Source organism: Pseudomonas sp. S3_C06 (assembly GCF_054667675.1).
Map to the genome: position 1 here is coordinate 4955670 of NZ_CP162747.1, position 12481 is coordinate 4968150.

Here is a 12481-nt window from a genome sequence, read left to right on the forward strand (position 1 = left end):
TGCACCGGGGGCGAAAGCGCGGCAGAGCGATCGACATTCACTGTAACAAAGACGTCCATCTCGTCATTGTGTCGGCATAGAGACCACCTATGAGCTGGATTGTTAAACCGTATTTCCTTAATCTTGCCCCCCTCGATACGCTGCACCCAACTTTTTACAGGACTGTCGAGCTCAAGCCTTCCCCAAGGTTTTCCACAGTCCTTTTTTATTCCCGCCGGCATTGCGGCGATCCGGGCCTGTTTTTCCGCCCGGTCAACAGGAGCAGGTCATGTCTGAAGTCCGTCATTCGCGAGTGATTATTCTCGGTTCCGGCCCTGCCGGTTACAGCGCTGCGGTATACGCGGCCCGCGCCAACCTCAAGCCACTGCTGATCACCGGCATGCAGGCTGGCGGTCAACTGACCACCACCACTGAAGTCGACAACTGGCCGGGCGATGTCCACGGTCTGACCGGTCCGGCACTGATGGAACGCATGCGCGAGCACGCCGAGCGTTTTGAAACCGAGATCGTTTTCGATCACATCAACGCCGTCGACTTCGCTGCCAAGCCTTACACCCTGACCGGCGACAGCGCGACTTACACCTGCGACGCCCTGATCATCGCCACCGGCGCCAGCGCGCGTTACCTGGGTCTGCCGTCGGAAGAGGCGTTCATGGGCAAAGGCGTTTCGGCCTGCGCGACCTGCGACGGTTTCTTCTACCGCAACAAACCTGTTGCCGTGGTCGGCGGCGGCAACACGGCTGTTGAAGAAGCACTGTATCTGGCCAACATCGCCAGCACCGTGACCCTGATCCACCGTCGCGAAACCTTCCGCGCCGAGAAGATCCTGATCGACAAGCTCAACGCTCGCGTGGCCGAAGGCAAGATCATCCTCAAGTTGAACGCCAACCTGGACGAAGTCCTGGGCGACAACATGGGCGTGACCGGTGCGCGTCTGAAGAACAACGACGGCAGCTTCGACGAAATCACTGTCGACGGCGTGTTCATCGCCATCGGCCACACCCCGAACACTTCGCTGTTCGAAGGCCAGTTGACCCTGAAAGACGGTTATCTGGTGGTGCAGGGCGGCCGTGACGGCAACGCGACTGCAACCAGCGTCGAAGGCATCTTCGCCGCCGGTGACGTGGCTGACCACGTTTACCGCCAGGCCATCACCTCGGCCGGCGCCGGCTGCATGGCGGCACTGGACACCGAGCGTTACCTGGACGGTCTGCAGAACGCTTCGTTCTAAGATCGCAGGCATAAAAAAACCGGCCAGATTGGCCGGTTTTTTTGTGCCCGAGAATCACAGTCACCACGGATCAAATGTGGGAGCGAGCCAGCTCGTGAATGCGGTGTATCCGTCGACATCAATGTTGAATGTCAGTCCGTATTCGCGAGCAGGCTCGCTCCCACAGGGATTTTGTGTGGATAGAGGGATCAGCGGCGGGTCAGGGGTTGCGCGGTGAATTTGACGCCGGCCAGGCCGTGTTGGATCAACGCACGAATATTGCCGTGATCACTGCCCTCAGGGGTCGCGACCACCGAACGATAATGCTCGCCGAACGCCAACAGCGCTTCCTCATCGCTCAGACCTTCCAGCAGCGCCAGACCCAAGGTCTTGCACGAACCTTCGTTCTGCCCGGCGGCACTTTCCACGCCACCGTTGTTGAACGCCTGCGGCTGATAATCGTAGCCGGCGGCGATGAAGGCCAGGGTGCCGGCGAAAGCGTGTTCGCCGCTGTTGAGGCTGGCGCGCAGGGTGTTGAGGTCACTCATGGGTTTTTCCTTTGGCGAACGCTGCTTGCTGTTCAGCGTTGGCTTCTTGCTGAAATTGGGCTTTCCACTCGGCGTACGGCATGCCGTAAACCACTTCGCGGGCGTCATCGAGGCTGACCTCGATCTGGCGCTCGTCAGCTTCGGCCTTGTACCACTTCGACAGACAGTTGCGGCAGAACCCGGCAAGGTTCATCAGGTCGATGTTCTGTACATCCTTGCGGCTGTCCAGGTGTGCGACCAGCCGGCGGAAGGCGGCGGCTTCGAGTTCGAGGCGTTGTTGCTCGTTCATGGGAGTCTCTGCGAGACAGCTTCAAGCGACGAGCTTCAAGCTGCAAGATGGTTGGCGGTGATACCAAGTTTACAGCTTGGTGCTTGAAGCTTGAAGCTCGCGGCTCGCTGCAAGCGTGATTGACACCGATTCGGCAAAACGCAGCGCATGCGGCTTGTCGACTTCGACTTCGGCGTACAGCACCGAGCCGTTGCTCATTACCAGATCGAGCAGCTCCTGAGTCAGGCGTTCGAGCAGTGCAAAGCGGTTGCCTTCGACGTGGGCGATGATCGCTTTGGTGATCGTGCGGTAGTTCAGCGCGTGGTCGATGTCGTTGTCACGCACCGCTTCCTGCGCGGCATACAGGATGGTCAGGTTGATCAGCACATCCTGCTTGTTGAGGATTTCGTCCTCGTTGATCCCGATAAAGGTGCGCAAGCGCAGATCCTTGACCCGGATGCGCGCCATTCCCGGTTGAAGTTGTGGCATTTACTTGCTCCGTCCAATCAATTGCAGGAACTCCTGACGGGTGTTGCTCGACTCGCGGAACGCGCCGAGCATGACCGAGGTGTTCATGGTCGAATTCTGTTTCTCGACACCGCGCATCATCATGCACATGTGCCTGGCCTCGATCACCACGGCGACGCCGGCGGCTTCGGTGACCTGTTGCACCGCATCGGCGATTTGCCGGGTGAGGTTTTCCTGAATCTGCAGGCGCCGGGCGAACATGTCCACCAGTCGCGCGATCTTCGACAGACCCAGTACTTTGCCCGTCGGAATATAAGCCACATGGGCCTTGCCGATGAAGGGCAACAGGTGATGTTCGCACAACGAGTACAACTCGATGTCGGCGACGATGATCATTTCGTCGCTGTCGGAGGCAAACAGCGCGCCATTGACGATCTCGTCGACGCTCTGTTCGTAACCGTGACACAGGTATTGCATGGCCTTGGCCGCGCGCAGCGGGGTGTCGAGCAATCCTTCACGATCGGGATCTTCACCGAGGCCGATAAGGATTTCGCGGTAATTCTCGGGCAGTGAGCGGGCCATGGAAATCCTCGCAGGCAGGCGTTATTTGAGGTGCCGTCCGCCGTTGACGGTCAGGGTCGTACCGGTGACATAGGGGTTGTCGAGCAGATAGCGCAGGCTCTGGTAGACCACTTCGCTGCCGGGTTCGATGCCCAGCGCGGATTTGGCCAGGGCCTTGGCGCGGTACGCCGCGTCGTCGTCGGGATTGAACAATAGCAGGGCTGGTGCGATGCCGTTGACCTTGATCGCCGGCGCATAGCGAGCGGCGAAGGACAGCGTCAGGCTGTCGAGCCCGGCTTTGCTGGCGCAATAGCCGATGTGCTTGCTGCTGCCTTTGCGAGTGACATCGTCGCTGATATGGATGATGTCGGCGGGCGTCGAGCGCTGCAGCAATTCGCCACAGTGCAGATTGATCAGATACGGCGCGAGCATGTGCAGGTTGAACATGCGCGTGAACGCTTCGGCTTCGCTGTCCGGAATTTCGGCCAGCCACTCGGAGGCGTTGTGCACGATGGCGCGCAGGCGGTCGGTGTGGGTTTTCAGTTCGTTGATGAAGGCGAGAATCCCGGCTTCGCTGGAGAAGTCCGCGAACAGGCCGACGGCCCCCAGATCTCGTAGCGTCTGTACGCCGGGGCGTTCGCTGCGGTAGGTGAAGATGACGCGATAGCCGTCCTCGAGTAACCGCTGCGCGCAATGCAGGCCGACACGCTGGCCAGCACCGGTGATGAGGATCGGGGCGGAGGAGTCAGGCATGAACGGCTCGCATCGAGGTGGGAGCAAAAACTATAACAGCGACATGGCTTGCCCACCTATCCTCGGCTGTCCCCATTGCTGTGGGAGCGAGCCTGCTCGCGAAAGCGGTGTCTCAGTCGACATCAATGTTGAAGGTCAGTCCGTATTCGCGAGCAGGCTCGCTCCCACACAGAGATCATCGATTCTGTGCGGAAGACGTCACTGGCAACGGGCGCACCGGCGTGCTGTTCAGCCAGTTCGCGAGCAACCGCGTCGACAGCGGAATAAAGAGGTAAACCATCAGCGGCGTCAGGCACGCCGTGCTGATCAACACACGCGGCAACAAACTCATGTCAGCGAGCAACGGCCCGAGGACAAAGTTGAACAGCAATGACACCGGAAAGAACGCCAGCCAGATCGCGACAGCCTGCTTCCAGCGCGGTGGCCGCTGACCGGCTGCGCCAAACCAGCCTTCGATGCCGCTGACCCGATGTTCCTTGGGGTGGGCGAACAGGTCGCTGCCACGATCCAGCCACGCCGTGCGTGAAGCCGAATGCTCCCACGCATGCAGCGTCTGTTCATCGACGAAACGGAAAATGATTTGAAACTCGTTATCACCGGGCGGCGGAGCGAGCACGCCAGAGCCGAGATAACCGGGAAAGTCAGTGGCCAGTTGTTCGCCTTCGCGCAGCCAGGCGATCAAATCCTGATAACGGCCGTCGGCGACGCGACGGGCAACCATCAGCGTGACGGGGGAAGTAGACATTTTGTATCTCCGTATTTCGAGTGCGTCACTCCGGGTAGGAGTTTTGCCTGACGCAGAGCCGGGGTAGAGGCCTGCGTTTTTCAACAAGCAAGGATTATTCCGGTTTTTCACGATTAAACCAGCGACTTTCGTCGCATTTCATCACTTGAACCCCATTGGGGCATAAGCGTTAGAATGGGATCCAATTGAACCGACATGGAAGTTGAACGCCATATGCCTGTCATCACGGATGCAAGCCCCGCTTCGCAGGCATCTGTCGCGCTCGAGCGTGCCGATCTGTTCCCGATCCGTGAGGTCGCACGCCTGACCGGTGTCAACCCGGTGACCTTGCGTGCCTGGGAGCGGCGCTATGGTTTGATTCAGCCAACGCGCACCGAAAGTGGGCATCGGCTCTATTCGATGACCGATATCGAGCGCGTGCGCAGCATCGTCGACTGGATTGATCGCGGTGTCGCCGTGAGCAAGGTCGGCAAGATCCTCGCCAAGACCGAGCCGATGAAAGTGCTGGCGCACATCATCCCCGATGATCTGGTGCAGGCCGATTACCTGCAGTGGCAGGAGCAGATTCAACAGGCGGTCAGTGCATTTGATGATCAGCAACTGGACCGCGTCTATGGGCAGATTTTCTCTTCCTACGCACTGCCCGTGGTATTTCAGGACATCCTCATGCCGTTGTGGCTGCAATTGTTGCAGCGCCAGGAGGCTTTCGGGCAAACCAGCGAGTGGCTGTTCTTCGATGGATTCCTGCGGGCGCGGGTGTTGCAGCGGATTGTCATGCTGCGCGGCACGCAACCGCGTCGAGTGATCGTCAGCGCGCTGGCCGGGCAATGTCGGGAACTGGAATTGCTGGTGGCGGCGCTGTTTCTCAGCGATAGCAATGCCGGTGTCAGGGTGTTGACCACGGGGCAGCCGTTCGATGAATTGACGCTGGTGTGCGAAAAGATCAAACCTGATGCACTCGTGCTGTTTTCCAATCACGCGCCCAGCGCCGAATTGCCTCGACGTCTGAACCGGTTGGCGTTAAGCCTTGATTGTCAGTTGATGCTGGCGGGCGATGCTTCGAATCTGGCGCAGGACAGTCTGGCCGGCTCCTCTGTTGCATGTCTTGGAAACGAAGGGGCGAGCATGCGTCAGCGCATGCTGCAGTTTCTTGCAGGGAATCTTGATACCTGAAACTCAGGTGTGAAGGGCAGGATGCGTCAGGCGATGTTGCTGCAGGATGAACTGACGCAGCCGCTCGGTTTCGTCGGTATCGGTCTGGCTCAACTCGTAGGCGTAGAACCCGCTTTCGGTTTCACGTTCGAAATTGCCACGCAATGAAATCCGCTCATAACCCGAAGGGCTGAACCACAGCGCGAAATGCTTGGGTGGTTTGGTCTTGTTGCGCACTTCCAGCAGCACACCTTTGTGCGAAACCTCGTGCACAAACAACATGCCCGGCTGGCCTTTGGCGTTTTCCAGAGCTACTGGCTCTTCGAGAGTCAACCGCCATGGCCGCACCATCGGGCCGTCTTCATAAATGCTCGGCACGCCAAGACGCAGATGCAACGCGTGAAACTCGTCTTCCACCAGATGCAGCGGGAAGGTCATCTGCTGGTTTTCGAAGTTGGCCTGAATGGTCACTTGCTCGTGAGCGGCCAGGCGGGTGAGCAAATCGCGGATCTGCGAACCGCCGTTAACCAGCAGACTCGACGTCGCATCCCGCACGTTCAGTTGCGGGTTGTGCTGCATGGTCTGGATGAAATCCAGCTCGTCCTGAGTGAGGAGGGCGTCGCGCTGCATGGCTAACTCAAAAGATATAGTTACAAAGTTATTGGTGATTGTAGTTAATGACAATTAGTTCGCGATTTTGTTTTGACCGTTTGTCGTTTTCACCGCAGCCAGTTCAGCTTCGAGGGCCGCGACCTGAGCTTCCAACTGCGCCACACGCTGCTGAGCCTTGACCTGAACAGTCACGTCTTTCTGTACGCCGACGAAATAAGTCTGACCGTCGTCGGCGTTTTTCACCGTTGAAAGCGACAGTTCATTCCAGAACGGCGTGCCGTCCTTGCGATAGTTGCGCAGGATTTCCCGGCACGATCCGCCGCCGCGCAACGTGTCGCGAATCAGCTCCAGACTCTCCTGGTCGCGGTCCCCGGACTGCAGGAAACGGCAGTCCTGATAGAGGATTTCTTCGCTGGTGTAGCCGGTCAGACGTTCAAAGGCCGGATTTACGTAAATCAGGATGTTGTCCTGCTCACCTTCTTTTTCAGCGACCACGATGCCGTCGTTCGACGCGTTGATCACCATTTGCAACAAGCTTGCGTTGATCATCTTTGAATCCTTTCAGAGTTGTCAGTGGCTCGCATTCTAGAAGAACCGTAGGCGCTGTCTACTGGCCATTATCGCCAGTTGAGATTCAATCGCAGCTTTGCGTTGGAGGCTGTTACTATCGCCGCTCTTTTTTTCAGTTTCAGGATCAGATTGATGAAAGTCGCCATCCTCTCCGGTTCGGTCTACGGCACCGCCGAAGAAGTCGCCCGTCACGCCCAGAACCTGTTGAAAGCCGCGGGCTTTGAAACCTTCTACAACTCGCGCGCCAGCCTGGCGGACATTCAGTCGTTCGCTCCTGAAGCGTTGCTCGCGGTGACTTCCACCACCGGCATGGGCGAGTTGCCGGATAACCTGCAACCGCTGTACTCGACCATTCGCGATCAGTTGCCAGCCGCGTGGCGCGGTTTGCCGGGCGCAGTGATTGCCTTGGGCGACGCCAGTTACGGCGACACCTTCTGCGGTGGCGGCGAGCAAATGCGTGAGCTTTTCGGCGAACTGGGTGTGCGCGAAGTACTAGACATGCTGCGCATCGACGCCAGCGAAAGCGTCACTCCGGAAACCGACGCCGAGCCTTGGCTGGCGCAGTTGATCGACGCGCTCAAGGGCTGATCGGCCGTTCGCGCAGCAAGTCCAGCCACGCCTGCGCCGCTTTCGACAAGTACGCGCCCCGGCGCCAGATGAACGCGATGTCCCAGCGCAGATAATCCGGCGCGCGCAAGGCCAGGCGTACAACGCCCGGCCGCACCAGACCGCGCGCGACCACGCTGGGCAACAGCACCACGCCTTGCCCGGCGGCCACCAGCGCCGCAAGAAAGTCTGCCTGACCGCTGCGTCCGCCTTCCTTCGGCGTGAAACCCAGTTGCTGACACGCCTGCAGCAAGCGGTCGTTGAGCACGAAACTGCGTTGATAGAGCAGAAAGGGCGTCTCGGCCAATTCCTCCAGACCAATCTCGCCCCGATCGGCCAGCGGATGATCCACCGGCAGCAGGGCGTCGAGTTGCTCATCGCAAAACGGCTGCCAGTCGAATTGTGGATCCTTGGGCAACAGACTGCCGCCCAATTCCAGCTCCCCGCTCAACACTGCCTGCTCGATATTGCGACTGCCACCCTCAAGCAATTGCACGCTGATATTCGGATAGCGCCGACGGTACTCGGCAAACAGTCCGGCGAACAGCGCGTCACTGCACAGCAGTGGCAGGCCGAGACGTAACTCTCCACGCGCCAGATGACTGAGGTCGTCCAGTTCAACCAACAACTCGTTGCGCAAACGCAGCATCGCTTCAGCGCGTTGCAGTACCACGCTGCCAGCGGCGGTCAGTCGCAACTGCGAACCGAGCCGTTCGAGCAACGGCGTGCCGAGGCTCTGCTCCAGTTGTGCGATTTGTTTACTGACCGCGGACTGGCTGATGTGCAGGGTTTTTGCGGCTTGAGTGAAACCGCCCTGGTGCATGACTTCGACAAAACTGCGCAGCTGTTTGAATTCCATTGCCTGATTCCATTTTGGAATGGTGTTGAGTCTAACAATTCGCTTCGGGGATGGCAGGCCGCTTCGTAAAATAGGCCTCTGTCAGGAGCACAATCATGAACGCCGCCCGTCTCAAGCACTTTTTCCGTCTCTTTGTCGAACTCGCCGTGTTACTCGGTCTCTACCTGCTCGGCTGCCAACTCGCCGCATGGCTAACCTGGCCGATTCCCGGCGGCGTGATCGGCATGGCGCTGTTGCTGTTGGCATTCGCTTTCGGCTGGGTCAAACCGGCGGCGCTGCAATTGGGCGCGGGTTTGCTGATGGCCGAGATGCTGCTGTTTTTCATTCCGGCACTGATGAGCTTGCTCGACTACGGCGCGTTGCTGCGCAATGACGGCTGGCGGATTTTGCTGGTGATCGCGGCCAGCACTTTGATGGTGATGCTGGTGACTGCGTTCACCGTGGAGCTGGCCGTGCGCGCGAGGCGTTCCCATGAAGCTTGAATGGATGCCGATGTTCTGGCTCGCCTTCACCTTGTTGGCGTATTTGTTCAGCCGCTGGATTTATCGGCGCACCGGCCGCTACGTGTTGTCACCGCTGATTCTGGTCCCGGCGCTGTTGCTGGCGCTCGCCGTGCCGCTGCACACCGCGTATGCCGAGTATTCGAGCAACACCCACTGGCTGATGCTGGTGCTGGGCCCGGTGACCGTCGCCTTCGCCGTACCGATCTGGCAGCAACGCCGATTGTTGATGCGGCACTGGTCGGCGCTGATGCTGGGCATGGTTGCCGGCAGTGCGGCATCGATTGGTACGTCGTTCGGTCTGGCCAAAGCATTGGCGTTGGACAGTTCGGTGACAATGTCACTGGTGCCGCGCTCGATCACCACACCGTTCGCCATGCCGCTGGCGCAAAATCTGGGGGGCGTGCCGGAGTTGACGGCGGTGTTCGTGATGTTCACCGGCGTGTTCGGTGCGATGCTCGGCGGCGTGCTGTTGAAGTGGTTGCCGTTGCGCAGTGCCTTGGCGCGCGGGGCGCTGTTCGGGGTTGGCGCGCACGGTGCCGGCGTCAGTCGCGCCCATGAAGTGGGCGGCGAAGAGGGCTCAGTCGCCGGGCTGGTGATGGTATTGACCGGCTTGCTCAATCTGTTTGCCGCACCTTTGTTGGCGTCGTTGCTTTGACATGGATCCAAGCTGTTTGCATGACTGACCCGCTCAGTCATCAAGCTGGCTGCCAATGCAACTACGCGATCCTCTGCGCCTGACTAGACTGCTCACACGTGCAGAACAATAAGAACGCAGAGGTGCATACAGTGAGCGTAGCCCCCGTCCAATCGTCCCTTAATGTCAAAGACCAGGTCAGCGCCGCAGAGTGGCAGACCCGGGTCGATCTCGCCGCTTGTTATCGTCTGGTCGCCGCCCATGGCTGGGACGATCTGATCTTCACGCATATTTCTGCCAAGGTGCCGGGCACCGAAGATTTCCTGATCAACCCGTTCGGTCTGATGTTCCATGAGATCACCGCGTCGAGCCTGGTGAAAGTCGATCAGGCCGGCAACAAACTCATGGACAGCCCCTACGAGATCAACCCCGCCGGTTACACCATCCACAGCGCCGTGCACGAAGTGCGGCACGATGTAGTTTGCGTACTGCATACGCATACCGCGTCCGGTGTCGCGGTGTCGGCGCAAAAGCAGGGCGTGTTACCGATCAGCCAGCAGTCGCTGTTCGTGCTGTCGAGCCTGGCTTATCACGCCTATGAAGGGGTGGCGCTGAACCACGAAGAGAAAGCGCGCCTGCAGGCCGACCTGGGCGAAAACAATTTCCTGATGCTGCACAACCACGGTCTGCTGACCTGTGGCGGCACCATCGCCGACACGTTTCTGATGATGTTCACCTTCCAGCGCGCCTGCGACATTCAGGTCATGGCGCAAACCGGCGGGGCTGAACTCATCGCCATCGAACCGCAAATTCTGGCAGGCGCCAAAGCGATGATCGCTGGCGTCACCAAAAGTGCTCAAGGCATGGGTGGCGCGCTGGCCTGGCCAGCGTTGCTGCGCAAACTCGATAAACAAGACCCCGGATATAAACTCTAATGCCTCTTGCCGAGATTCCTCTGTGTGTCTGGCGTAAACGCAGCCAGGCGTTTGTCTTTCGTGGTCAGCCAATCCGTTACTGGACGGCGGGGCAGGGTGAGCCGCTGCTGCTGATTCACGGCTTCCCGACCGCCAGTTGGGACTGGCATTACCTGTGGCAGCCACTGGCCCAGCGTTATCGGGTGATCGCCTGCGACATGCTCGGCTTTGGTGATTCGGCCAAACCGCTCAATCACACCTACAGCCTGCTGGAGCAGGCTGACCTGCAACAGGCATTGCTCGCGCATTTGCAGGTTGAACAACCGGTGCATGTGCTGGCGCATGATTACGGTGACAGCGTTGCCCAGGAACTGCTCGCCCGGCACTACGAAGACAAGATCGAGGTCGCCAGTTGCGTATTTCTCAACGGCGGATTGTTTCCGGAAACCCATCGTCCGGTGTTGATGCAGAAATTGCTGCTCAGTCCGCTGGGCTGGATGATCGGCCGCGCGTTCACGCGCGATGCGCTGGTGAAAAGCTTCCGGCAGATCTTCGGCCCGCAGACCCGGCCGACTGAAAGTGAGCTGGACGATTTCTGGAGCCTGGTCGACAGCAATCGCGGGCCACGGATCATGCACAAGTTGATCAGCTACATTCCCGAACGCCGGGTGCAACGTGATCGCTGGGTGATGGCGATGCAGCGGGGCGAGATTCCGTTGCGGGTGATCGATGGTGAAGTCGATCCGATTTCCGGGGCGCACATGGTCGAGCGTTACCGCGAGTTGATCCCGGACGCGGACACGGTGCTGTTGCCGGGCATTGGTCACTATCCACAGACCGAAGCGCCGGTGCAGGTGCTCAAGCACTATCTGGCGTTTCGCGATCGTTTTGTGCTGCCACCGCGCAAAGTCGCCTGCTCCTGAAAGATCAAAGGATCGCAGCCTGCGGCAGCTCCTACACAAATCCAATGTAGGAGCTGCCGAAGGCTGCGATCTTTTGATCTTTTGTTTCTTTGACGGCCTCATCATCCCCCAACCTTATCGCACACCATTCAGCCTCCGCCGTATTCATTGTGACCAAAAGCTGTGTGCCTGACACTCAGGCTCAATACTGGCCTGCTGGAGTTGCTGCGATGAATGAGTCTGTGCGTTTCGAAGATAAAGTCGTCATCGTCACCGGAGCCGGTGGCGGCCTCGGACGCGCCCATGCATTGTTGTTTGCCAAGCAAGGCGCCAAAGTGCTGGTCAACGACCTCGGCGGCTCGACCCAGGGTGAAGGCGCCAATGCCTCAGCCGCCGACCGTGTGGTGGCGGAAATTCGTGAGGCCGGCGGTATCGCCGAAGCCAACCACGACTCGGTCACCGACGGCGACAAACTCGTACAAAACGCCCTCGACGTCTTCGGTCGCGTCGACGTCGTGGTCAACAACGCCGGCATCCTGCGCGACAAGACCTTCCACAAAATGGACGACGCCGACTGGGATCTGGTCTACCGCGTCCACGTCGAAGGCGCCTACAAAGTCACCCGCGCCGCGTGGCCACATATGCGCGAGCAAAACTATGGCCGGGTGATCTTCACCGCCTCCACCTCGGGCATCTACGGCAACTTCGGCCAGTCCAACTACGGCATGGCCAAACTGGGCCTCTACGGCCTGACCCGCACCCTGGCCATCGAAGGCCGCAAGAACAACATCCTCGTCAACGCCATCGCGCCAACCGGCGGCACGCGCATGACCGAGGGCCTGATTCCGCCGCAGGTGTTCGAGCAATTGAAACCGGAACTGGTCAGCCCGTTGGTTGTGTATCTGGCGAGCGAACAATGCCAGGAAACCTCCGGGCTGTTCGAGGTCGGTGGCGGCTGGATGGGCAAGGTGCGCTGGGAGCGCAGCCTCGGTGCCGGCTTCGATCCGCGCGTTGGCTTCTCACCGGAAGATGTCGCGGCGCACTGGCAGCAGATTTGTGATTTCGAAGGGGCGGCGCATCCGAAGGACAATATCGAGGCGCTGAAGGAAATGATGGCGAATTTGCAGAAGTATTCGTTGTAAATGGAGAACCAAGCGAGCAGGCCAAGATGCCTGC

The 12481-nt window shown here is 59.3% G+C and carries 17 protein-coding genes; 8 read left to right on the forward strand and 9 right to left on the reverse strand.

Features of this window, described 5'->3' with window-relative positions; translation table 11 throughout:
* Positions 1-268 precede the first annotated feature (268 nt).
* Positions 269-1231 carry a thioredoxin-disulfide reductase gene (gene trxB, locus AB4N44_RS21900; protein WP_103305131.1) on the forward strand — a complete coding sequence of 321 codons (963 nt, stop codon included), beginning with the start codon at positions 269-271 and terminating at the stop codon, positions 1229-1231.
* 188 nt (positions 1232-1419) lie between these two features.
* Here the strand turns inward: trxB and AB4N44_RS21905 are convergent, their stop codons facing one another.
* The 6 genes from AB4N44_RS21905 to AB4N44_RS21930 form a co-directional block, all read right to left on the reverse strand.
* Positions 1420-1758, reverse strand: a complete 339-nt coding sequence (locus AB4N44_RS21905) for a HopJ type III effector protein (RefSeq protein ID WP_127925855.1) — start codon at positions 1756-1758, stop codon at positions 1420-1422.
* Positions 1751-2047, reverse strand: coding sequence for a DUF1244 domain-containing protein (locus AB4N44_RS21910; protein ID WP_034154503.1), 297 nt, complete (start codon positions 2045-2047; stop codon positions 1751-1753). The genes AB4N44_RS21905 and AB4N44_RS21910 overlap by 8 nt, the downstream gene beginning before the upstream one ends.
* Positions 2048-2116: 69 nt before the next feature.
* On the reverse strand, positions 2117-2515 hold the full coding sequence (gene folX, locus AB4N44_RS21915) for a dihydroneopterin triphosphate 2'-epimerase (RefSeq protein ID WP_127925856.1): 399 nt from the start codon (positions 2513-2515) through the stop codon (positions 2117-2119).
* Positions 2516-3076, reverse strand: coding sequence for a GTP cyclohydrolase I FolE (gene folE, locus AB4N44_RS21920; RefSeq protein ID WP_127925857.1), 561 nt, complete (start codon positions 3074-3076; stop codon positions 2516-2518).
* A gap of 21 nt (positions 3077-3097) precedes the next feature.
* Positions 3098-3808: a dihydromonapterin reductase gene (folM, locus tag AB4N44_RS21925; protein ID WP_150749544.1), complete on the reverse strand. Its 711-nt coding sequence runs from the start codon at positions 3806-3808 to the stop codon at positions 3098-3100.
* A gap of 175 nt (positions 3809-3983) precedes the next feature.
* Positions 3984-4553 carry an antibiotic biosynthesis monooxygenase gene (locus AB4N44_RS21930; RefSeq protein WP_127925859.1) on the reverse strand — a complete coding sequence of 190 codons (570 nt, stop codon included), beginning with the start codon at positions 4551-4553 and terminating at the stop codon, positions 3984-3986.
* Positions 4554-4766: 213 nt separating this feature from the next.
* Here AB4N44_RS21930 and AB4N44_RS21935 point away from each other — a divergent pair, with 213 nt between their 5' ends.
* A complete protein-coding gene (locus tag AB4N44_RS21935) occupies positions 4767-5726 on the forward strand; it encodes a MerR family transcriptional regulator (RefSeq protein ID WP_460158127.1) in 960 nt (319 codons plus the stop codon).
* Positions 5727-5729: 3 nt separating this feature from the next.
* On the opposite strand, the gene AB4N44_RS21940 is transcribed toward AB4N44_RS21935, so the two are convergent.
* Positions 5730-6335: a hypothetical protein gene (locus tag AB4N44_RS21940; protein WP_127925861.1), complete on the reverse strand. Its 606-nt coding sequence runs from the start codon at positions 6333-6335 to the stop codon at positions 5730-5732.
* Positions 6336-6389: 54 nt separating this feature from the next.
* Entirely contained in the window at positions 6390-6866 is a 477-nt protein-coding gene (locus AB4N44_RS21945) for a PAS domain-containing protein (protein WP_150749543.1), read from the reverse strand.
* Positions 6867-7019: 153 nt separating this feature from the next.
* Here AB4N44_RS21945 and AB4N44_RS21950 point away from each other — a divergent pair, with 153 nt between their 5' ends.
* A complete protein-coding gene (locus tag AB4N44_RS21950) occupies positions 7020-7475 on the forward strand; it encodes a flavodoxin (RefSeq protein WP_116029503.1) in 456 nt (151 codons plus the stop codon).
* Here AB4N44_RS21950 and AB4N44_RS21955 read toward each other — a convergent pair.
* A complete protein-coding gene (locus AB4N44_RS21955; RefSeq protein WP_460107528.1) occupies positions 7465-8352 on the reverse strand; it encodes a LysR family transcriptional regulator in 888 nt (295 codons plus the stop codon). The two genes, AB4N44_RS21950 and AB4N44_RS21955, sit on opposite strands and share 11 nt — an antisense overlap.
* Before the next feature lie 95 nt (positions 8353-8447).
* Between AB4N44_RS21955 and AB4N44_RS21960 the strand changes: the two genes are divergently transcribed.
* From AB4N44_RS21960 to AB4N44_RS21980, 5 genes are all read left to right on the forward strand, one after another.
* Positions 8448-8834 (forward strand): CidA/LrgA family protein, encoded by a 387-nt coding sequence (locus AB4N44_RS21960; protein WP_127925865.1) that lies wholly within the window; start codon positions 8448-8450, stop codon positions 8832-8834.
* The gene (locus AB4N44_RS21965; protein WP_053117198.1) at positions 8824-9510 is read left to right on the forward strand and encodes an LrgB family protein; all 687 of its coding nucleotides are present in this window, start codon (positions 8824-8826) and stop codon (positions 9508-9510) included. Before AB4N44_RS21960 ends, AB4N44_RS21965 begins: the two co-directional genes overlap by 11 nt.
* A gap of 131 nt (positions 9511-9641) precedes the next feature.
* Complete coding sequence (locus tag AB4N44_RS21970) at positions 9642-10424, forward strand: class II aldolase/adducin family protein (protein WP_007950070.1); 783 nt, start codon at positions 9642-9644, stop codon at positions 10422-10424.
* Positions 10424-11326, forward strand: coding sequence for an alpha/beta fold hydrolase (locus AB4N44_RS21975; RefSeq protein ID WP_127925866.1), 903 nt, complete (start codon positions 10424-10426; stop codon positions 11324-11326). Before AB4N44_RS21970 ends, AB4N44_RS21975 begins: the two co-directional genes overlap by 1 nt.
* A gap of 209 nt (positions 11327-11535) precedes the next feature.
* Positions 11536-12447: an SDR family oxidoreductase gene (locus AB4N44_RS21980; RefSeq protein WP_099758023.1), complete on the forward strand. Its 912-nt coding sequence runs from the start codon at positions 11536-11538 to the stop codon at positions 12445-12447.
* The last annotated feature ends 34 nt before the right edge of the window (positions 12448-12481 follow it).

Coding starts and splice junctions, on each gene's coding strand:
- AB4N44_RS21950 (WP_116029503.1), top strand. CDS start 7,020: ATGAAAGTCGCCATCCTCTCCGGTTCGGTCTACGGCACCGCCGAAGAA.
- AB4N44_RS21965 (WP_053117198.1), top strand. CDS start 8,824: ATGAAGCTTGAATGGATGCCGATGTTCTGGCTCGCCTTCACCTTGTTG.
- AB4N44_RS21930 (WP_127925859.1), bottom strand. CDS start 4,553: ATGTCTACTTCCCCCGTCACGCTGATGGTTGCCCGTCGCGTCGCCGAC.
- folE (WP_127925857.1), bottom strand. CDS start 3,076: ATGGCCCGCTCACTGCCCGAGAATTACCGCGAAATCCTTATCGGCCTC.
- AB4N44_RS21905 (WP_127925855.1), bottom strand. CDS start 1,758: ATGAGTGACCTCAACACCCTGCGCGCCAGCCTCAACAGCGGCGAACAC.
- AB4N44_RS21980 (WP_099758023.1), top strand. CDS start 11,536: ATGAATGAGTCTGTGCGTTTCGAAGATAAAGTCGTCATCGTCACCGGA.
- AB4N44_RS21940 (WP_127925861.1), bottom strand. CDS start 6,335: ATGCAGCGCGACGCCCTCCTCACTCAGGACGAGCTGGATTTCATCCAG.
- trxB (WP_103305131.1), top strand. CDS start 269: ATGTCTGAAGTCCGTCATTCGCGAGTGATTATTCTCGGTTCCGGCCCT.
- AB4N44_RS21955 (WP_460107528.1), bottom strand. CDS start 8,352: ATGGAATTCAAACAGCTGCGCAGTTTTGTCGAAGTCATGCACCAGGGC.
- AB4N44_RS21910 (WP_034154503.1), bottom strand. CDS start 2,047: ATGAACGAGCAACAACGCCTCGAACTCGAAGCCGCCGCCTTCCGCCGG.
- folM (WP_150749544.1), bottom strand. CDS start 3,808: ATGCCTGACTCCTCCGCCCCGATCCTCATCACCGGTGCTGGCCAGCGT.
- AB4N44_RS21975 (WP_127925866.1), top strand. CDS start 10,424: ATGCCTCTTGCCGAGATTCCTCTGTGTGTCTGGCGTAAACGCAGCCAG.
- AB4N44_RS21945 (WP_150749543.1), bottom strand. CDS start 6,866: ATGATCAACGCAAGCTTGTTGCAAATGGTGATCAACGCGTCGAACGAC.
- AB4N44_RS21960 (WP_127925865.1), top strand. CDS start 8,448: ATGAACGCCGCCCGTCTCAAGCACTTTTTCCGTCTCTTTGTCGAACTC.
- folX (WP_127925856.1), bottom strand. CDS start 2,515: ATGCCACAACTTCAACCGGGAATGGCGCGCATCCGGGTCAAGGATCTG.
- AB4N44_RS21935 (WP_460158127.1), top strand. CDS start 4,767: ATGCCTGTCATCACGGATGCAAGCCCCGCTTCGCAGGCATCTGTCGCG.